The sequence below is a fragment of the Bacillus sp. B4EP4a genome (genome assembly GCF_006680105.1).
In the GTDB taxonomy this organism is placed as follows: Bacteria; Bacillota; Bacilli; order Bacillales; family DSM-1321; genus Peribacillus; species Peribacillus simplex_E.
On the sequence record NZ_VHIK01000047.1, the window covers coordinates 73,777 to 92,138 of the forward strand.

Genomic DNA, 18,362 nt, shown 5'->3' on the forward strand with positions numbered 1-18,362 from the left:
GTAATTCCGAAATATAACGAATGCATTTTGTGTTGAAAAATCGTGGATTTCTTAAAATGAGGAAGAAAAAACCAAATTGATTTTAAAAAAAGTAGACGGAAGCGAAAGTTTCCGATATATTAAAGCAGAAATCATAGTTATTTTAGGGGGGCTCGACATCATGAGACCATTTTATTTATATTTAATGAAATTTCGACAACCGAAGGAAATTGATGCAATCACTAAATTTGCCAATCATGCCTATGAGGACCATGGCTTCCCAAAACAATCGACTGATTATAATGAACTGAGCAGTTATTTAGAATTGAATGCAGACTATCTCGAAAGTATGTCAGTATTCGATCAAGCGTGGGAACAGTATGTCCAAATAGAAGAAGGGCTCATATTGGGAGATCAGGAATAGGGAGGATCGGAAGGATGCTTAAAAGCCTTCAAACCCGAATTTTGCTTTACTCTTTACTTATTGCAAGTGTTCCTCTTCTGATATTGGGAATCATATCCTATGGATCACAACGATCCCTTCTGGAGAAGGAAGCAAAAAATGCCCTGAATGCAGGTTCACTGAATATTGTAAATGAAACATACAACTATTTGAACGAACGAATCAGTGATGTGAAGTTTATGAGTGCAAATTCGTTAATCATCAATCCTGGCTATTCAAAAGAAGAGAAATCAGATGAACTAAAAAAGTTTATCGATGCAAAAGGTAATTATTATGGTGTCTTGCATTTGGATATGGAAGGCAATGTCATTGCAGATACATCAAATAAAATGATCGGGGACAACCTCTCGAAGAGAATATGGTTCAAAGAGGCCATAGAAGGTCATGAATTCCTTTCTGACGTTTATAAAACCCGGACTTTTTCAAAACCCATAATGGTTCTAAGTGCGCCGGTATATGATGATGCAGGGAAAATGATCGGTGTCGTATCCCCAGCTTTCCGGTTGGAAGGGCTTTGGGAGATGATGGAGAAGAAGGCTAATGAAATTAGCGATAAATACCCAGTGAACTTTTTCATGATCAATCAAGAAGGCATCATGATTTCGAAAAAGGACCCGCATGGCGTCATGCAGGATTCTGCCTTGAAAGAAATGGGATTAACTAAAGGTAAGCTGATGGAAGCTTCGTTATCGGATGATTTGTACAGTGCAGAGAATGGGGAAAAAATATATTCCATCCAGCCTGTCCATACGATTGCAGAAACGGAGAATAAATGGTTTGTTGTTGTGGGGGCTGATAAGAAACAGGTGTTTCAACCTTTGAATGACCTATTAACACGGTACCTGACAATCTACAGCATCGTTTTTGTTTCTATCATTCTGGCTGTCTATTTACTAACAAAGACCCTCGTACGGCCAGTTCAAGAACTTGTCGAAGCGACAGAGGATTTCATAGGGGGAAAGGAATTCATCATATCCGACAAAAGAAGCTTCGAGGAAATGGAAAAATTGAACCTTGCCTTTCTAAGAATGATGGAAACGATAGAAGAACGTGAGAAGGAAATCGTCCGTACGGAAAAATTGAAATATGTTGGCCAGCTTGCTGCCGGTGTCGCCCATGAAATCAGGAACCCGTTGACGACAATAAAGGGCTTTTTCCAATTAATGAAGAGCCAAGATCATGATAAAACATTAATAGAAAAATATAGTGATGTCATGCTTCATGAAGTAGATCGGGTCAATGCATTCGTGACACAACTTCTTGATTTGGCAAAACCGCATCAACTGGAATGGGAGAAATTCGATTTAAAGGATTTCCTTGAAGAAATTATAGATACCTATACCCCCTCAAATCCGAGTTATCATGTAAGAATAATTAATGAGGTGACACACTCCGTCTTTGTTTATTCAGACAGAAATCGGTTAAGGCAGGTTCTCTTGAATGTCTTGAATAATTCTTGTGAAGCCATTGAAGCAATGGGGCAGATTGAACTGCAACATACTTCCATGTCCCAATATGTAAAATTAGTGATCAGTGATGATGGAAAAGGCATCAGTCCCGAGGATTTAAAAAATATCGGTATGCCCTTTTATACCACCAAACCGGATGGTAACGGATTAGGTGTGGCGACGTGCATTCAGATAATGGAGGAATTAAAAGGTAAATTCCAAATGGAGAGCGTCCGCGACGAAGGAACGAAAGTGACTCTCATCATTCCCACTACGAACCGTCTCATTAAATGAGGCGGTTTTTGTTTGGTTGCAGTGCCCTTTAATAAATGGGCCGGTTACTTAGTTAAATGAGCAAAATGCCCTCTCATTTCCATTAACCTCCATGTTTGTTTGTGCATATAATTTACTAATCAAACGATAAGGACCATATTGGGGGATGTCTCTTATGGGCAAAAAAAAACAGCCGAAATTTAAATTAGGCGATACAGTCGTAATAACAATGTATGGGACAGTCGGGAATATAACCGATGTAAAATTTCTCGATGGTGCTTATGTGTATGAAGTGAACTATAGTGAAGGTCTTTATATCGAAAAAACATTGCAATCGATAAATGAATATGAAGGAGAAATCCTTTATCCAAAAGAACAAATCGATATTGAATATAAATATTTATTAGGTGACTTGGTCCAAGTGGATGGATATGAACAGGATTATTTCAAGATTATTGGCTATCGAACGGAAATTTGGCGCTATAAGGAAAATGCCTGGGAGGATGTAATCTATGAGTTATCAAGAATCTCGGATGGTGAATGGCTTGAAGCGCATGAAGAAGAACTGACTTTGATAGCCGATGCTAAACGTGCAGATGGAATTATAAAAAAGTTGGGTCTGCTGCTTCCTAAAAAGAAAAATGAGCTTGCTATCATTTCTAAACAAAACAACCCTGGTAAAGGTGAGCGAGATATGACAATGACAAAAAATGAAAAAAAGGAAATGATTGATGGACTGTTAGATTTATATAATGATTATTGTAAGCTCTACGAACATTTTGGAGATGATGAATACCGCCATATCATGAAGATTGCCCTAGCGAAAATTGAAAAAGCGGCAGAGGAAATTTATCCAGATCATAAAAAGAAGCAAACGAAGTGAAAGGTATCCCAAACTTTTTAAAGGGCAATTTCCAAATTCCCTATAGAAGCTTCCATTCAAATTGAAAAGAAATGGACCATGATGACTATAGGCCCTTCATATGATTTTCCATTATGGGATGCCTTACTGGTATATTTGTCTCTACACATTCATAGACCTTTAAATAAGGGGGCGATGATTTGCGAGAAATTGAGGTTTTTATTGATACAGAAGAGATAGCGGAATTCTTTTTTCAAGAATTAATAAGACGGGGCTATCTTCCAACAGAAGCTGAAGTTGAAGATCTTGCTGACATCACATTCGAATATCTTCTTGAAAAATGCATAATTGATGAAGAAGTCGATGAGTAACCTGTCATAAGACGGTTAGCAGCTTCCTTTCCCTTAATTTTATTAACGATTTAAAAAAAGACGGCGGACCACCGCCGTTTTGTTTGCGGTTTAGAGTAAGGGTGCCAAAAGTCTTTTCGTGATTTCCAGTTTTTCAAGTTCTAGGATAAGGTTCAATTTTCCTAACTTGTGGTTGATATGGTATAGTAGTTTTTGAATATCATTTCAACCACAAGTTAAGGAGGACATAGTCGTATGAGCGTACATATTGGTGCAAAAGAAAATGAAATTGCGGAAACGGTCTTACTACCAGGGGACCCGTTGCGTGCAAAATATATTGCTGAAACATTTTTAGAGGATGCTAAACTTTATAATGAAGTTCGTAACATGTTTGGATATACAGGGACATATAAAGGGAAACGAATTTCTGTACAAGGTACAGGCATGGGGGTTCCATCCATTTCCATTTACGTGAATGAATTGATGAATAGCTATAATGTCCAGAAGCTGATTCGTGTGGGAACTGCAGGAGCGATTCAAAAAGATGTAAAAGTCAGGGATGTGATCCTTGCCATGAGTGCTTCCACCGATTCCCAAATGAACCGCATGACTTTCGGTGGGGTGGACTTTGCCCCAACCGCTGATTTCGAATTACTAAGAAAAGCGTATGACGCCGGTACGGCTAAAGGCTTGCAATTGAAGGTCGGTAATGTATTTACGGCCGATCAGTTTTATAACGATAATAGTGAATTGGAAAAATGGGCAAAATACCAAATACTTGCAATAGAAATGGAATCAGCTGCCCTATACACGCTTGCCGCTAAATTTGGCCGCCAAGCTTTATCTGTATTAACCATTTCCGATCACATTTTAACCGGTGAAGAAACGACGTCGGATGAGCGCCAGTCAACTTTTAACGAAATGGTTGAGGTGGCATTGGAAGCAGCTATCAAGGATTGATAATCGGATGTAAATGTCAGGCGGGTTACCAGGAATAAGTGATGCTGTAGAATGACAGTCGGGATACAGGCTCAGTTATTCCTTGGTATCCGTATTGTTGTAATGTCAGGAGATAGCTGTTGCCCTTGGAGCTTTCTCTATATTAACGTTTGCGAAGCGGTAAAAAAATACATATGGTCATAAGTTGTTATTTTTGATAACTATTATTTTTCGATTGGCATGAAAGCTGATAAAATAGGAATGAAATCGTTTATATCGTCATGAAGAATGAAAGTGGTGAGGCTTCAGTGGAAGAAGAAAATCAAAAACAGCCAAAAGAGGCAGGGAAATTCATTAAAATAAAGAAGTTTACGTTCATTATGGGGATTTTCTTAGTCATATTTCTAACTGCAGGGATTACTACAATAGCCTTGACCTTTGGAGATGAAAAAGTAGAGTCATTAGCACCGGATAAACATTCGGAATTTGAAAAGCTGTATTCTACATACGATACGATAAAAGATAACTATTATGAAGAGATTGATCAAGATAAGCTGGTTGACGGGGCAATTAATGGAATGATCAAATCATTGGATGATCCCTACTCTGCTTATATGGATAAAAAGGAAGCATCGAGTTTCCATGAGAGCATCTCTTCATCCTTTGAAGGAATCGGTGCCGAAATTCAGGAGCAGGATGGAAAAATCATGGTCGTCTCACCGATAAAAGGGTCCCCAGCAGAAAAATCAGGGGTAAAACCGAATGATATCATTTTAAGTGTGGACGGTAAAAGCGTTGAAGGACTAAGCTCTTCTGAAGCTGTCCTGAAAATAAGGGGCGAAAAGGGAACGAAAGTGGATTTATCCATCTCAAGAGCTGGTGAGTCGGAACCGCTTGAGCTCACAATTAAACGGGATACAATTCCAATTGAAACGGTTTATGCGGAAATGCTTGATGATGGAGTTGCAAAAATTCAAGTGACCAGTTTTTCCGAACATACAGTCCAAGAGCTGAAAACGGCGCTTGAAGAAATGTCGAAGAAGGATATGAAGGGTCTCGTATTGGATTTGCGCGGAAACCCAGGGGGACTTCTTGACCAAGCAATAGAAATGGCAAGCCTGTTCATACCTAATGGGAAAGTGGTCCTTCAAGTAGAGGATCGCAGCGGGAAAAAAGAAGTCTATAAATCGAAGAATGATGGAGAACTGAAAATCCCGGTAGTCGTGTTGATTGATGACGGAAGTGCCAGTGCTTCTGAAATCGTTGCAGCGGCTGTCAGTGAGTCTGCGGACATTCCATTGATCGGTGTCAAGTCATTTGGGAAAGGGACAGTTCAGACTGCCCAAGACTTTAAAGATGGATCTAACTTCAAATATACGGCAGCTAAATGGTTGACTCCTGAAGGCAATTGGATTCATAAAAAAGGGATCAAGCCGGATATTAATGTAAAGCTTCCTGATTATGCCAGCCTTCCGTACATTTCACCTGATAAGGAATTGAAAGCATCCGATTCTTCGAGTGAAGTGAAAGCAGCTGAAGAGATGCTGAAGGAAGCAGGACATGATCCAGGAAAGATAGATGGATTCTTTGATGAAGCAACCACGAATGCGGTCATAGCATTCCAGAAGGAACAAAAAATTAAAGAAACTGGGACTATTAAAGATGATACTACCGTGAAATTGATGCAGGTCATCCGCGAGAAGATCCTTAAAAACGACACACAAGTGAAAAAGGCAGTAGAAGTATTAAAGAAAGAAATCAAATAAATGATTATGCCCGAAAAGCCTGTCAGCGATTATCGTTGGCAGGCTTTTTGTCGTTAAATGCATAAAATTCCAATATTAGACAGAGAATAGAGGTAATTTTCCGATGAGGTGAGGTAATGAAAGAAAAGGTATTTTTCATATATCTATTGATCTTGATTCTGGCAGGCTGCACCTATGCCCCTTTACCCAAACAAAATGGAAATGCAGGTACGGAAAAAAAACTAACCAAAGAAGAGGACCAGGAAAGCGTGAAAACATTTCTGTTAATTGGTGTTGATACAAGGGGAGAGCAAAAATCTCGATCAGATGCGATTATCCTGGCAAAATACTTTCCTGAGCAGGAGAAACTGAAGCTGGCTTCCATCATGCGTGATAGTTATGTGAAAATGCCCGGGAATAAATCAGGATATAACAAAATAAATGCCGCTTATTATTATGGTGGAAGGGAACTGCTCAAGAAAACCATACAGGAGAACTTCGATATCAAGGTCGATCATGTAGCGGTAATCGACTTCCAGGGATTTGTGAAGATGGTCGATTTACTTGCCCCTGAGGGGGTAGCGGTGAATGTGGATCAGGAAATCATTGATGATATGAGCATTCAAGCAAGTGTTGGTAAAAATGTTTTACATGGTGAGGAAATATTGAAATATGTCCGTTTTAGGCATGACGATGAAAGTGATTTTGGAAGGGTAGAGCGTCAACAAGAAGTAATGGTCCAATTAAAAACAGCGTTCATTAATCAAATCTCATCCTTCGAAGGGATGGCAGCCCTTCCTAGTATCATCGAACAAGGACTCTCGTACCTGGATACAGATATTGGACTGAAAACAATAATGGAAATGGGTCCAAAAGCCGTCTTCCATACACCGGACACCGTCGAAACCTTAAGGGTTCCAGTGGAAGGAAGCTTTAAGGATGAAACATATCCCCAGTCCGGAGCCGTTTTGGAAATGGACTACACTAAAAATAAAAAGGCACTTCAGGAGTTCTTTTCAAAATAATAAGATCTATTATTGAAAACAACCTTATACTAAGTGAATATGTTCGAATTCACTTGAATTATTGTATTATAGACCTCGTAAGAATAATCATGATCATCTTTAAAAAACGAGAGGGATACGAAATCCTTCTCGTTTTTTTATCATCAATAAGGAACCTGGATCAATTAACAAAATGAGGAATGTTTTTAATGAAGTCCGGTGTTATGATGCCGTTTTCGGTAATGATGCTCGTAATAAGATGATTTGGTGTAACGTCAAAGGCTGGGTTGAAAGTCTTCACGTTTTCCGGAGCGATCCTTACACCTTGAATGAAGGTGATTTCCGCTTCATTCCGTTCTTCGATCGGGATGGATGTGCCGGATTCGATAGAAAGGTCGAATGTGCTTGATGGTGCGGCCACATAAAAGGGGATGCCAAAGTGCTTGGCTAGTATGGCCAATCCCAATGTCCCGATTTTATTGGCTGTATCTCCATTAGCCGCAATCCTGTCGGCCCCGACGATAATTCCATTTATTTGTTTCTGGTGAATCGTATGTGCAGCCATATTATCTGAAATTAAGGTGACATCAACCCCCGCTTGCATCAATTCCCAAGCCGTCAAACGCGCACCTTGCAGGACAGGCCTCGTTTCACATGCGAACACTTTTAGCGGAAAGTCCCTTTCTTTAGCCAGGTGGAAGGGAGCTAGGGCTGTGCCATACCGAGCTGTGGCAATTCCCCCAGCGTTGCAATGAGTGAGAATGGAATCTCCTCTAGTGAATAAGGATAAACCATGTTCCCCGATTTTCCTGCACATTTCTTCATCTTCAGCAAAGATGGCTTTAGCCTCCGATACAAGTGCTTCCTTTGCAGCTGAAATGCTTTGCGCAGCATGCAAGGTGTTCTCCATCCTCCTTAACGCCCAAAAAAGGTTGACTGCAGTTGGCCGTGAAGAGGCGAGTTTTTCAATATGCCTCGTTACATTTCTCTTGAAATCCCCTAATTCAGCGGTTGTTTCCTGTTTGGCACCAAGAGCAACACCAAATGCTGCCGTCAGTCCAATTGCTGGGGCACCGCGAACTTTTAATGTCAAAATGCTGTCATATACATCATCAACAGAATGAAGTTCTATAAATTCAGTTATGGAAGGAAGGGCTTGTTGATTTAATAATGTAATATGGGTATCATCCCATTGTACCGAATATGGTAAGGGTGCTAGTGTAGTCATGTGCAGGTCTCCTTTTAAATGGTTGAATAAGATGGCAGTGTACGTTGCTTCAATGCTTCAATGACTGCTGGAACATCCAATTCTTCCCGGTTTTTAATTAAAAATGCACCAATTTCCAATGTTGCCGTTTTGGCAGCAAACCTTGTTTCTTTATTTTCAATGACGTTTAAATCGGCAACATGGGAAAGGCCAATGGTTCGCCGAATCAGTTCACAGCCGGCAAAACCGAAAGCATCTTTTTTGAATTTTGTCAGTAAGTAAGGCAGATAACCTTTCACATGGCGGAATGGGCTTTTATTTTGACCTTCCCATAATTCGGTATAAGTTTCTTCAAAGGCATTCCAAAATTCATGAAGGTGTGTGAAAATCTCTTCCTTTCCAGCGCCATTGCGTGTGACTGCCTGGAAGAGAAGGTTCGCGGTGTATTGACCAAGGTCAAAACCAACGGGCCCATAAAAAGCGAATTCCGGATCAATAACCTTTGTTTCAGTTTCACTTGCAAATATACTTCCAGTATGTAAATCTCCATGAAGTAAGGCCTCCTGCTCGGTTTCAAAGCCTTGTTTCAGCTTAGCGACCTCAAGTATTACTTCTTGATCATTCCAGATATTTTTGGCGGCATCAGTCAATTCCACCTCGAAGTCTCCCGGGAGTTCCTCAAAAAATGGATCCGTGAAAATAAAGACCTCAGTGATTTTGCAGAGTTCCGGATTCGTGAAATGTCGGGCCACTTCCTTTTTCGCAGATGGTTCTAAATGATAATCGGATGTATAAAATGCCGTCTTCGCAACATACTCACCAATATGCTGTGAAAGCAATGGATATGAATCGCCATCGATCAATCCTGTCCTAACGATTTTCAAGTGAGATAAATCCTCCATGACCGTGATGGCAAGCTGTTCATCCGAATAATAGACTTGCGGTACGAATTCGGGGCAATAACTTCTGAAATGAATCAGCGCATTCGCTTCAATGGCAGCCCTTTTCAATGTCAGCGGCCAGCTTTCACCAAGTACCTTGGCATAAGGGACCGCTTGTTTGATGATTATTCCTTTATTTGTGTGCGTGTCTGTAATATGAAAAACATAATTTAAGTTACCATCGCCGATTTCTTTACATTTTAAACTTGCATCCGCATTGACCAACCCAAGTTTTTTTGCAAGGGTTATAGCTGTTTCGTTTGTCAATCTCTTAAAATTTGAATGGTTTTGCGTCATTCTTTTCCCCTCCAGATTCAAAATAAGAATAAAAAAGCCTCTTTCATATAGAAAGAGGCAGAAGTTTTGGCTTCGGACCTCTTATCTTCCAGAATATGAATTCTGGTGGAATTAGCACCGTGCTCTGTGGATTTTATAATCCGGCGGTGAATCCGCCCCATTTCACAATGGTATTACAGTCGGTTGCTGGGCTTCATAGGGCCTTTATCCCTCAGCCTGCTCTTGATAAGAGTAAATGTTTTCTGAAATTTTAATCTTCGGGAAAATAATAACAACTTTTTAAATAGTTTGTCAATGGGTAATTTAATAAAAATCAGGGCGGCGATCTTCGAATACAGGTATTTTGTTACGGGCTTCCGTAACTTTTTTGAAGTCCAGGGTGCCTGTCAAGAGTTCGTTTTCTTCTCCGGCTTCACTTATGATATTCCCCCATGGATCAATAATCAAGGAATGACCCGCAAATATATTATTGACATCCGAACCTGAACGATTAACGGCTACAACATAGGCTTGGTTCTCGATGGCACGGCTAATCAACAAGGCTCTCCAATGATCGAGTCTCGGCTTCGGCCATTCAGCCGTTACGAATAGAACTTCGGCGCCTTGAACGGTATGGGCTCGCTGCCATTCAGGGAAACGGATGTCATAACAAACGAATCCAGCACATATTTTTTCATCAAGAGTAAATAAACCATCTTTTTCTCCTGGCTGCAGGAAATGATGTTCATCCATTAACTGAAATAAGTGAAGCTTATCATATTCTTTAATGAGATTTCCATGTTTATCGATGATGATCATGGTGTTATAGATTCCCTTGCTTGTTTTTTTCGCAATGGAACCGCCTATGATGTGAATCTGGTGTTTCTGTGCCTGTGTTTTAAAAAATTCAATCGTTTTTTCTGCCTCATGATCAGCAATCTCATTTAACCTGGTCAAGTCGTATCCTGTTGTCCAAAGTTCCGGTAAAATGATGATATCGGGTTCTGAGCGTGCCGCTTTTTCCATCCATTGTTCTGCAACCTGAAAATTGATATCCGGTTGCCCGAAGGCTATATCCATTTGAATACAAGCTATTTTCCACTTCATCGTTTAAAACCCCCACATGTAAAAAATACTTTACAAGACTATGATAAACATATATCATTTGTGACTAGAATTTCAAGAAATTTCAGAGAAGGTGTATAAATGGTGCAATTCGAAAAATCCGGCCAGCTTCAGGACCTGCCCAAGCAGTTTTTTGCTTCACTAGTCGCAAAAGTCAATGCGATCACGGAGCAAGGACATGATGTCATTAATTTAGGCCAGGGAAACCCTGATCAGCCGACGCCAGAACATATCGTGAAAAGTTTGCAGTCTGCCGCTGAAAAAACGATAAATCATAAATATTCGCCATTCCGGGGGCATCAATATTTAAAAGATGCTGCCGCCGTCTTTTATGAACGAGAATACGGTGTCAAGCTGGATCCGAATAGTGAAGTGGCGATTCTCTTCGGGGGGAAGGCAGGTCTTGTAGAACTGCCGCAGTGTTTATTGAATCCAGGTGATACGATCCTTGTTCCAGATCCAGGCTATCCGGATTATCTTTCCGGAGTTGTTTTAGCCCAGGCAAAGACCGAACTCATGCCCTTGACAGAAGAAAATGATTTTCTTCCGAAATACGGTGACATACATAAAGAAGTACTTGATAAAGCCAAAATGATGTTCTTGAACTATCCGAATAATCCCACAGGTGCTTCTGCAACTGAAAGTTTCTTTGATGAAACCGTCACCTTCGCAAAAGAGCATTCCATTTGTGTGGTCCACGATTTCGCTTATGGTGCGATCGGATTCGACGGAAAAAAACCGATAAGCTTTCTCCAGGCAAAGGGAGCGAAGGATGTAGGAATAGAAATATACACACTATCGAAAACATACAATATGGCAGGGTGGAGAGTCGGCTTCGCAGTGGGGAATAAGAGTGTAATAGAAGCTCTTGAACTATTACAAGACCATCTTTATGTGAGTCTTTTCCCGGCGATACAAGAAGCTGCGGCAAGCGCTTTGCTTGACTCGCAGAGCTGTGTAGAGCAGTTAGTGCAGATGTACGAAGGACGAAGGAATGTTTTCATTGAGGGATTGAGGGCAATCGGCTGGGATGTCAAAGCGCCTGCGGCATCGTTTTTTGCCTGGCTCAAGGTACCTAAAGGTTTTACGTCAGAGAGTTTTGCAGACTATTTATTAACGCATGCCCACGTAGCTGTTGCCGCAGGGAATGGATTCGGTGAATTTGGCGAAGGTTACGTCAGGGTAGGGCTATTGACTTCCGAAGAACGGCTTGAAGAGGCTGTGGAACGAATACGTACATTAAACTTATTTTAACGATGGAATGAGGTATCCGATTTATTCACCGTTAAATAGTTAAAACTTATTGACAAAGTAGGGATTACCTGTCAGAATACAAAATAAATTCTTAATCTTTCGATACTTGAATGCAATTTATATATCAGCGTTTTCTTATTTTGAGCAGGTGGAGGGACTAGCCCTATGAAGCCCAGCAACCGACCGTAATTCCATTGTAAAATGGGGCGGAATTCTTCGCCGGATTTTCTTTAAATCCACAAGGCACGGTGCTAATTCTTGCAGCCAATGGCTGGGAGATAAGAAGATGGCTTTTTAAAGCCTCTTCTTTATGAAGGGGCTTTTGCCATTTTGAGAACATTTCAGGTTAATGACATCGAGAGTTTACTAACGTGTTATAGGAGTGATTCAGATGAGCGAGATAGTCGCTACTTATTTAATTCATGACTTCAATGGAAATCATGAGAAAAAAGCAGAGAGCATCGCCTTAGGTTTGACTGTCGGGACATGGACGGACCTGCCACATTTGGTCCAGAAACAACTGGAAAAACATAAGGGGCGCGTCGTATCGGTGACACCACTATCTGAAGAAGAGAGGGCAAACAGCTACTTTAATCGTAAAGTATACCGTTCACTTATTAAAATTGCCTATCCGGCAGGGAATTTCTCTATTGATTTACCTGCAATCCTCACGACGGTCTTCGGCAAACTTTCATTGGACGGAGAAATAAAACTTATCGACCTGGATTTTGTCGGTGATATTCAAAAAGCTTTTCCCGGGCCGCAATTTGGTATTGGGGGCATAAGGGAAAAGATTGGCGTATTTGACCGGCCCCTGGTGATGAGCATCTTTAAAGGTGTATTAGGAAGGGACCTGACATTCCATAATGAGCAACTGAGGCAACAAGCATTAGGGGGTGTCGACCTAGTTAAAGATGATGAGATCCTCTTCGACCAGGAACTGACTCCATTTTTCGATAGAATAAAAACGGGAAAAAGAATATTGAATGAAGTCCATGAAACCACTGGCCACCGAACTTTATATGCTGTCAATCTATCAGGGAAAACATTTGAATTACTGGATAAGGCAGAGCAGGCGGCTGAAGCAGGGGCAGATGCTTTATTGTTCAACGTTCATACATATGGTTTGGATGTATTGCAGGCCTTGAGTGAACATGATCGTATCAAGCTGCCGATCATGGCGCATCCCGCATATAGCGGGGCATTGGCATCTTCATCATTTTATGGGATCGGCTATCCGTTATTGCTTGGTAAATTAGTAAGGTTATCAGGTGCGGATTTATCCTTGTTCCCATCCCCTTATGGAAATGTCGCACTAGAAAAAAAGGAGACCTTGGCGATTGCTGAAGCTCTGACAAAAGATGAACTTTCATGGAAAAAAGCCTTCCCTGTTCCTTCTGCAGGCATTCATCCAGGCATGGTTCCGGACTTAATCAAGGATTTTGGGCTCGATAGCGTGATTAATGCAGGGGGCGGAATTCACGGGCACCCTGACGGAGCAGAGGGCGGGGCCAAGGCTTTCCGTTCTGCTGTGGAAGCCGTTCTAGCAGGAAAGGACCTATCTGAAGCGGCGGCTGAGGAAGAAACACTAAAAAAAGCTCTTGTGTTATGGGGAGGCTTATAAGAAATAATGAAACCGATCATCTTTTGTGATTTTGACGGAACGATCACCAACACGGACAATATCATTTCCATCATGAAAAAATTTGCGCCTCCGGAATGGGAAGCGTTGAAAGACGGTGTCCTTCAGCAAAAAATCAGTATATCTTCAGGAGTTGGGGATATGTTTTCACTGCTTGATAGTGGCATGAAGGATGACATCATCCAATATGTAAGAAAAACGGCCGGCATTCGTCCAGGTTTTTATGAATTCGTTGAGTATACGAAACAAGCCAACATCCCTTTATATATAGTAAGCGGGGGCATGGATTTTTTCATTGCACCGCTTTTAAATGATATCTTGCCAACAGAGTCCGTTTATTGCAACCATGCATTTTTTGATAAGGAAAAGATTTATATAGAGTGGCCACATGCTTGTGATGATCAATGTAATAATGATTGCGGTTGCTGCAAGCCATCCATTATGAGGGAAATAGCGGGTGCGGAAGATTTTAAATTCGTTATTGGAGATTCAGTAACGGATTTTGAAGCGGCTAAACAGGCCGATTTTGTCATAGCCCGTGACATACTGCTTGAAAAATGCGATAGGGAAGGAATTCCACATCAAGGATTTGAAACATTTTTTGATGTAATTGACATTTTAAAGCGGCAGGAGGCGGTTAAAGCGTGAACAATCATTCTAAAGATTGGCGGGAGTTGGCAGATATTAAAGCTGAACTGGCCGAAAGGGATTGGTTTATGGGAACAAGCGGGAACTTGTCCATCCGCGAGCCCAAAAGCCCTTTCTTTTATATTACGGCAAGCGGTAAGGATAAAAGGAAGCAAACGGATTCGGACTTTTTACTGGTGGATTTAAAAGGAAAACCAGTTGAAGAAACGAACCTAAGACCATCGGCCGAAACTTTACTTCATACAGTCATTTACCGGAAAACAAATGCGAACTGTGTACTCCATGTCCATACAGTTGAAAATAATGTGATATCAGAATTGTACGGAGATGAAGGCCAGGTTTCCTTTTGTAATCATGAAATCATTAAAGCGACCGGTCGGTGGGAGGAAGATTCGGAGCTTCGGATTCCAATCATATATAATCACGCTGACATTCCGCTGTTATCCGATAAGTTCAAGCCACATGTCGAAGAAGACTCTGGCGCCGTGCTGATCCGCAATCATGGCATTACGGTTTGGGGTAAAAGCGGACTCGAAGCAAAAAGAATACTTGAAGCTTGCGAATTTTTATTTCAATACCAACTGTTGCTTAATCAACAAAAGGCGTTTGCAGGTTCTTTAAGATAAACACTCATAGAGGAGGTATGAATGATGGCGACGATCAAATTCCATGAAACAAACGAGGTTATTGAAAACGGTGAACAGGTAAAAGGGTTTTTAGAAACACAAGGGGTTATTTATGAGCAATGGGACATTTCTAAATTACCGGCCCATCTTGTGGAAAAATACGATCTAACAGATGCTGACAAGGAGGAAATCCTTGTAACATTCCAATCAGAGATAGCGGAAATTTCTGAAAGAAGAGGCTATAAAGCACATGATATCATCACATTATCAGATGCAAATCCGAACTTGGATCAAATGCTTGAAAACTTTAAGCAGGAACACCACCATGAAGATGATGAAGTGCGTTTCATAGCGGGAGGTACGAGTATCTTTGCCATTGAAGGCAATGATAAACAGTGGTTTGATGTACGTCTTAATCCCGGAGATCTTATTAGTGTACCAGAATCAACAAGACATTATTTCACGCTCGCAGAAGATAGGAAAACTGTTGCTGTCCGTATTTTCGTAACAGCGGCAGGATGGGTGCCGATTTACGAAAAAGATGAAGTTCAAGCATGAATCATTGTTGAAAAACCAGCTTAAGGGCTGGTTTTTTTATGTGGATCCGGCAAGTGCTTTAGTAAGATAAGTATGATAAAATTTAACGGAATCGAATTTAACCGGATCATAGGAGCAGATAAGAATGAAAACAACCGAAGTATACATATTGGGCGGCTTTCTCGGCAGCGGGAAAACGACGCTTCTTCGAAATATTTTAAAACAGGAAAGTGAAGCGGGTAGAAAAGTGGCCGTGCTTTTAAATGAGCTTGGCAGTGTATCGGTTGACAGCGGACTCCTTGGTGATGGAGTGCCACTTAAGGAGTTGTTTGACGGATGCATTTGCTGCACAATTCAAGATAAACTGGAGGTTCAGCTTCATGAATTGCTAACGGAAAATGAACTGGATGCGGTTTATATTGAAACGACGGGCGCAGCTCATCCAGTTGAAGTATTGGATGGCATCATGTCGCCGATTTTCGCCAAAAGGCTGGAGTATAAAGGGATTATCACTGTCGTCGATTTATTAAGGTGGCGCGATCGGGAGGAACTGTCTCCGCAGCTTCGGCAGTTGCTTGTCGAGCAAATCCACCATGCCGATTTCATATTATTGAATAAAGCGGATTTAGTAAGTGAGATGGAGGCCGCACAGCTGATTTATACGATACAGGCGCTGAATCCGGATGCCGTATGTTTATTGACGGAGTATGCAGCCGTATCCTTGGCATCATTGCAGCAGATGCAAAGAAAACGGCATAATGGCCATCAAAAGCTTGATGTACATGACCATTTGCATTTAACTGCAGTCGTTCATACATTTGAAGGTGCCGTGGCACAAACCGACTTTGAAGAGTGGCTTAGGGCTCTCCCGGAAACGGTCTATCGAATGAAAGGATACATTTCCTTTACACATTCACAATACCCCCATTTATTTCAATACTCCTACGGAATGCCTATGTATATGAATGAAATGATGAAAATGCCATTGAATATCGTCATGATCGGGGAAAAGTTGGATAAGGAAATGTTGATCGCTCAGTTGAAAGCTTTGGAATTGAAAGCGGCCCGATAAAAGTTTACCGCCCTTTAAAGAAGGGAAACATAAAAAGGAGACTTTTTTATCAAGGAGGCGGTATTAGTGCCATGGAATAAGAACGATTACCCAAACTCGATGAAGAATCTAGATAAAGATGTAAGGGAAAAGGCTATAGAAATCGCCAATGCATTATTAGATGAAGGATATGAGGATGGAAAAGCCATTCCAATCGCCATAGACCGGGCTAAGATGTCAGTAGGAAAAGATTGAAAAAATGGTCAGACCCATTTAGGGGTCTGACCATTTTTATTGTTGCATTCCAAAGGCGGCAAATGTCTTTTCGTCTTCTATTAATCCGCAAGCAGCACATTGAACCCGAACTTCAGGACCATTATATGCTAGATGGAATGGCTGAAGGGAATCATTCGAATATTGTTCAATAATCTCACCTGACTGCGGATCCTTTTTAATGGGGGTTGCTACTTGCTGAATGAGATTGAAGCGAGATTTATTTGTCCGGCAATTCGGACAGCGGTATACTTGAGACATTGTACTCACTCCCTTTTTGAATTTTAAAAAGCGTAATCGTATTATTAAGATAGTCTTTACAAACTCGAACATTAATATGTATAAATTAGTAATGGATGGAAGGGATACTATGAAAGAAAATGTCAGGCAAGAAGAATTACTGGTGGCTTATTTAAGCATATGGAATAATCGTAAGATTACCGATGGAGGTGGAGGGGAAGTGTTGTCGGAACTCATCCGCCGTGAGCTTTTGGATGAAAATGCCCATCCCCGTGCCCGAAAACCAGTATTGGAGAAATTTTACCTCTGTATTAAACGCGTGATGGAATCTTCGCTTTCTGAAGAAATGAAAAATGCGATCGTCATGGCCTATATCACTGAATTGGAAAGAATATGATTTCCGAGGTGTAACAGATGCTTGTTAGCAAATATTCTTTTCTGCTTCATACTTTTTTCACAAATCATTGTTAAAATCTTTAAAAAATAGATATTTAATGAATAAGGAGCTTAAAATATGAAGTGGGGCATTGGGCTTTTTCTTGCCATCGTACTGCTTACTGGGTGTAATAGCGGTAATGCATTTACTAAAATCAATAAAAGTGAATCTTTCCTGGCGACTGTCAATATCAAGGATACCTCACTGACTTTCATAGATGAAAACTATCATCCATTTGCAAAATGGGATATTTCAGAACCATTTACCGGAGCACTGCTCCTGGCAGACAAAGATACTATCCTGCTTTATGGAAAAGAGATGGAGAAAGTCCAAGTGTACTCTTTATCAGCAGGAAAACTGATAAACAGTTGGGAAATTGGCAAAGGGATCGTTAATATGCAGTTGTTACGTGATGGAAAAAGCATCGTGGCGGTCAACCAATCGAATCACTCCATCTATTTTTTAAATACAGATGGGGAGAAACAGGATATTGTCAAGGTTGGTAAAAGCCCCCTGACCGTTCTTCAAGGAGAGCAATCGAATCGTTTGTATGTTATTAATTTTGGTGATACCAAATGTTCTGTGATAAATCTTGAAACGAAAAAGGTCGATTTTGAATTTCCCGTACATAGTTCCAGCACAGGCACATTATTAAGGGAAGAAAAGGATGAAATATGGATCGGAGGACACGGTGATGGGGACAAAGTGGAAGAAGATCTATATATTTATTCGGCACAAACGGGAGAGTTGAAGAATAAGCTGAAGGCCCCAACCATGCCGATAAAGTTCCTTGAGAATGCAGAAGGCATATTTGTCCTTAGTCATGGTACAAGCTCCTTATATAAATTGAATGATCAATATGAGGAAGTGAAAAGCAAAGTGGTCGGCGTCAACCCTTTTGAAATGGCTAGCTTTAACGAAGATGTGATCGTGGCGGGATATGATAGTGATGAAGTGTATGTAATGGATGCTGAAACAGTCGATGTTAAAAAAACGATCAAAGTCGGCGAAGGTCCGTTCCAATTGATGTTGAGGGAGTAGAT

Annotated in this window: 19 protein-coding genes, 1 pseudogene and 2 riboswitches; of the genes and pseudogenes, 16 read left to right on the forward strand and 4 right to left on the reverse strand. The window is 40.9% G+C overall.

Annotated elements, in window-relative coordinates; translation table 11 throughout:
• The first annotated feature begins 160 nt into the window (after positions 1–160).
• The 7 genes from FNK51_RS21805 (at position 161) to FNK51_RS21835 (ending at position 7,084) form a co-directional block, all read left to right on the forward strand.
• Positions 161–403 (forward strand): YozE family protein, encoded by a 243-nt coding sequence (locus FNK51_RS21805; protein ID WP_098369618.1) that lies wholly within the window; start codon positions 161–163, stop codon positions 401–403.
• A 14-nt stretch (positions 404–417) separates the two neighbouring features.
• Positions 418–2,184 (forward strand): ATP-binding protein, encoded by a 1,767-nt coding sequence (locus FNK51_RS21810; RefSeq protein ID WP_141994654.1) that lies wholly within the window; start codon positions 418–420, stop codon positions 2,182–2,184.
• A 154-nt stretch (positions 2,185–2,338) separates the two neighbouring features.
• Entirely contained in the window at positions 2,339–3,046 is a 708-nt protein-coding gene (locus FNK51_RS21815) for a hypothetical protein (protein WP_098369345.1), read from the forward strand.
• Between the two features lie 179 nt (positions 3,047–3,225).
• Entirely contained in the window at positions 3,226–3,396 is a 171-nt protein-coding gene (locus FNK51_RS21820) for a YozD family protein (RefSeq protein WP_064505166.1), read from the forward strand.
• A gap of 234 nt (positions 3,397–3,630) precedes the next feature.
• Positions 3,631–4,335, forward strand: a complete 705-nt coding sequence (gene deoD, locus FNK51_RS21825; protein WP_076366058.1) for a purine-nucleoside phosphorylase — start codon at positions 3,631–3,633, stop codon at positions 4,333–4,335.
• Positions 4,336–4,622: 287 nt separating this feature from the next.
• Positions 4,623–6,080, forward strand: coding sequence for a lmo1851 family serine protease (locus FNK51_RS21830; protein WP_286178814.1), 1,458 nt, complete (start codon positions 4,623–4,625; stop codon positions 6,078–6,080).
• A gap of 116 nt (positions 6,081–6,196) precedes the next feature.
• Entirely contained in the window at positions 6,197–7,084 is an 888-nt protein-coding gene (locus tag FNK51_RS21835; RefSeq protein ID WP_141994656.1) for an LCP family protein, read from the forward strand.
• 160 nt (positions 7,085–7,244) lie between these two features.
• Here the strand turns inward: FNK51_RS21835 and mtnA are convergent, their stop codons facing one another.
• From mtnA to FNK51_RS21850, 3 genes are all read right to left on the reverse strand, one after another.
• A complete protein-coding gene (mtnA, locus tag FNK51_RS21840) occupies positions 7,245–8,291 on the reverse strand; it encodes an S-methyl-5-thioribose-1-phosphate isomerase (protein ID WP_141994657.1) in 1,047 nt (348 codons plus the stop codon).
• Positions 8,292–8,305: 14 nt separating this feature from the next.
• Positions 8,306–9,508: an S-methyl-5-thioribose kinase gene (mtnK, locus tag FNK51_RS21845; RefSeq protein WP_141994658.1), complete on the reverse strand. Its 1,203-nt coding sequence runs from the start codon at positions 9,506–9,508 to the stop codon at positions 8,306–8,308.
• 78 nt (positions 9,509–9,586) lie between these two features.
• Positions 9,587–9,740, reverse strand: a riboswitch (SAM riboswitch).
• Positions 9,741–9,811: 71 nt separating this feature from the next.
• On the reverse strand, positions 9,812–10,594 hold the full coding sequence (locus FNK51_RS21850; RefSeq protein ID WP_141994659.1) for a carbon-nitrogen family hydrolase: 783 nt from the start codon (positions 10,592–10,594) through the stop codon (positions 9,812–9,814).
• A 99-nt stretch (positions 10,595–10,693) separates the two neighbouring features.
• Here FNK51_RS21850 and FNK51_RS21855 point away from each other — a divergent pair, with 99 nt between their 5' ends.
• The 7 genes and pseudogenes from FNK51_RS21855 to FNK51_RS26735 form a co-directional block, all read left to right on the forward strand.
• Positions 10,694–11,866 carry a pyridoxal phosphate-dependent aminotransferase gene (locus tag FNK51_RS21855; RefSeq protein ID WP_141994660.1) on the forward strand — a complete coding sequence of 391 codons (1,173 nt, stop codon included), beginning with the start codon at positions 10,694–10,696 and terminating at the stop codon, positions 11,864–11,866.
• Between the two features lie 132 nt (positions 11,867–11,998).
• A riboswitch (SAM riboswitch) is annotated at positions 11,999–12,151 on the forward strand.
• A gap of 106 nt (positions 12,152–12,257) precedes the next feature.
• Positions 12,258–13,490 carry a 2,3-diketo-5-methylthiopentyl-1-phosphate enolase gene (gene mtnW / locus FNK51_RS21860; RefSeq protein WP_141994661.1) on the forward strand — a complete coding sequence of 411 codons (1,233 nt, stop codon included), beginning with the start codon at positions 12,258–12,260 and terminating at the stop codon, positions 13,488–13,490.
• A 6-nt stretch (positions 13,491–13,496) separates the two neighbouring features.
• A complete protein-coding gene (locus tag FNK51_RS21865) occupies positions 13,497–14,156 on the forward strand; it encodes a 2-hydroxy-3-keto-5-methylthiopentenyl-1-phosphate phosphatase (protein WP_098369353.1) in 660 nt (219 codons plus the stop codon).
• Positions 14,153–14,782 carry a methylthioribulose 1-phosphate dehydratase gene (locus tag FNK51_RS21870; protein WP_141994662.1) on the forward strand — a complete coding sequence of 210 codons (630 nt, stop codon included), beginning with the start codon at positions 14,153–14,155 and terminating at the stop codon, positions 14,780–14,782. The genes FNK51_RS21865 and FNK51_RS21870 overlap by 4 nt, the downstream gene beginning before the upstream one ends.
• 24 nt (positions 14,783–14,806) lie before the next feature.
• Entirely contained in the window at positions 14,807–15,340 is a 534-nt protein-coding gene (locus FNK51_RS21875) for a cupin domain-containing protein (RefSeq protein ID WP_141994663.1), read from the forward strand.
• A 124-nt stretch (positions 15,341–15,464) separates the two neighbouring features.
• Complete coding sequence (locus FNK51_RS21880) at positions 15,465–16,391, forward strand: CobW family GTP-binding protein (RefSeq protein WP_098369356.1); 927 nt, start codon at positions 15,465–15,467, stop codon at positions 16,389–16,391.
• 66 nt (positions 16,392–16,457) lie between these two features.
• Positions 16,458–16,604, forward strand: a pseudogene (locus FNK51_RS26735) (DUF2188 domain-containing protein); the annotation flags it as partial.
• Between the two features lie 57 nt (positions 16,605–16,661).
• Here the strand turns inward: FNK51_RS26735 and FNK51_RS21885 are convergent.
• On the reverse strand, positions 16,662–16,904 hold the full coding sequence (locus FNK51_RS21885) for a DNA alkylation repair protein (RefSeq protein ID WP_076366082.1): 243 nt from the start codon (positions 16,902–16,904) through the stop codon (positions 16,662–16,664).
• A gap of 109 nt (positions 16,905–17,013) precedes the next feature.
• On the opposite strand from FNK51_RS21885, the gene FNK51_RS21890 reads away from it, so the two are divergent.
• On the forward strand, positions 17,014–17,280 hold the full coding sequence (locus FNK51_RS21890; RefSeq protein WP_141994664.1) for a hypothetical protein: 267 nt from the start codon (positions 17,014–17,016) through the stop codon (positions 17,278–17,280).
• A gap of 117 nt (positions 17,281–17,397) precedes the next feature.
• Positions 17,398–18,360, forward strand: coding sequence for a YncE family protein (locus FNK51_RS21895; RefSeq protein ID WP_141994665.1), 963 nt, complete (start codon positions 17,398–17,400; stop codon positions 18,358–18,360).
• Positions 18,361–18,362 lie beyond the last annotated feature (2 nt).

Bases quoted from the DNA above. Each gene is read 5' to 3' on its own strand.
- FNK51_RS21815 (WP_098369345.1), top strand. From the start codon at position 2,339: ATGGGCAAAAAAAAACAGCCGAAATTTAAATTAGGCGATACAGTCGTA.
- mtnA (WP_141994657.1), bottom strand. From the start codon at position 8,291: ATGACTACACTAGCACCCTTACCATATTCGGTACAATGGGATGATACC.
- FNK51_RS21805 (WP_098369618.1), top strand. From the start codon at position 161: ATGAGACCATTTTATTTATATTTAATGAAATTTCGACAACCGAAGGAA.
- FNK51_RS21895 (WP_141994665.1), top strand. From the start codon at position 17,398: ATGAAGTGGGGCATTGGGCTTTTTCTTGCCATCGTACTGCTTACTGGG.
- FNK51_RS21850 (WP_141994659.1), bottom strand. From the start codon at position 10,594: ATGAAGTGGAAAATAGCTTGTATTCAAATGGATATAGCCTTCGGGCAA.
- mtnK (WP_141994658.1), bottom strand. From the start codon at position 9,508: ATGACGCAAAACCATTCAAATTTTAAGAGATTGACAAACGAAACAGCT.
- deoD (WP_076366058.1), top strand. From the start codon at position 3,631: ATGAGCGTACATATTGGTGCAAAAGAAAATGAAATTGCGGAAACGGTC.
- FNK51_RS21810 (WP_141994654.1), top strand. From the start codon at position 418: ATGCTTAAAAGCCTTCAAACCCGAATTTTGCTTTACTCTTTACTTATT.
- FNK51_RS21835 (WP_141994656.1), top strand. From the start codon at position 6,197: ATGAAAGAAAAGGTATTTTTCATATATCTATTGATCTTGATTCTGGCA.
- FNK51_RS21865 (WP_098369353.1), top strand. From the start codon at position 13,497: ATGAAACCGATCATCTTTTGTGATTTTGACGGAACGATCACCAACACG.
- FNK51_RS21885 (WP_076366082.1), bottom strand. From the start codon at position 16,904: ATGTCTCAAGTATACCGCTGTCCGAATTGCCGGACAAATAAATCTCGC.
- FNK51_RS21855 (WP_141994660.1), top strand. From the start codon at position 10,694: ATGGTGCAATTCGAAAAATCCGGCCAGCTTCAGGACCTGCCCAAGCAG.
- FNK51_RS21880 (WP_098369356.1), top strand. From the start codon at position 15,465: ATGAAAACAACCGAAGTATACATATTGGGCGGCTTTCTCGGCAGCGGG.
- mtnW (WP_141994661.1), top strand. From the start codon at position 12,258: ATGAGCGAGATAGTCGCTACTTATTTAATTCATGACTTCAATGGAAAT.
- FNK51_RS21875 (WP_141994663.1), top strand. From the start codon at position 14,807: ATGGCGACGATCAAATTCCATGAAACAAACGAGGTTATTGAAAACGGT.
- FNK51_RS21890 (WP_141994664.1), top strand. From the start codon at position 17,014: ATGAAAGAAAATGTCAGGCAAGAAGAATTACTGGTGGCTTATTTAAGC.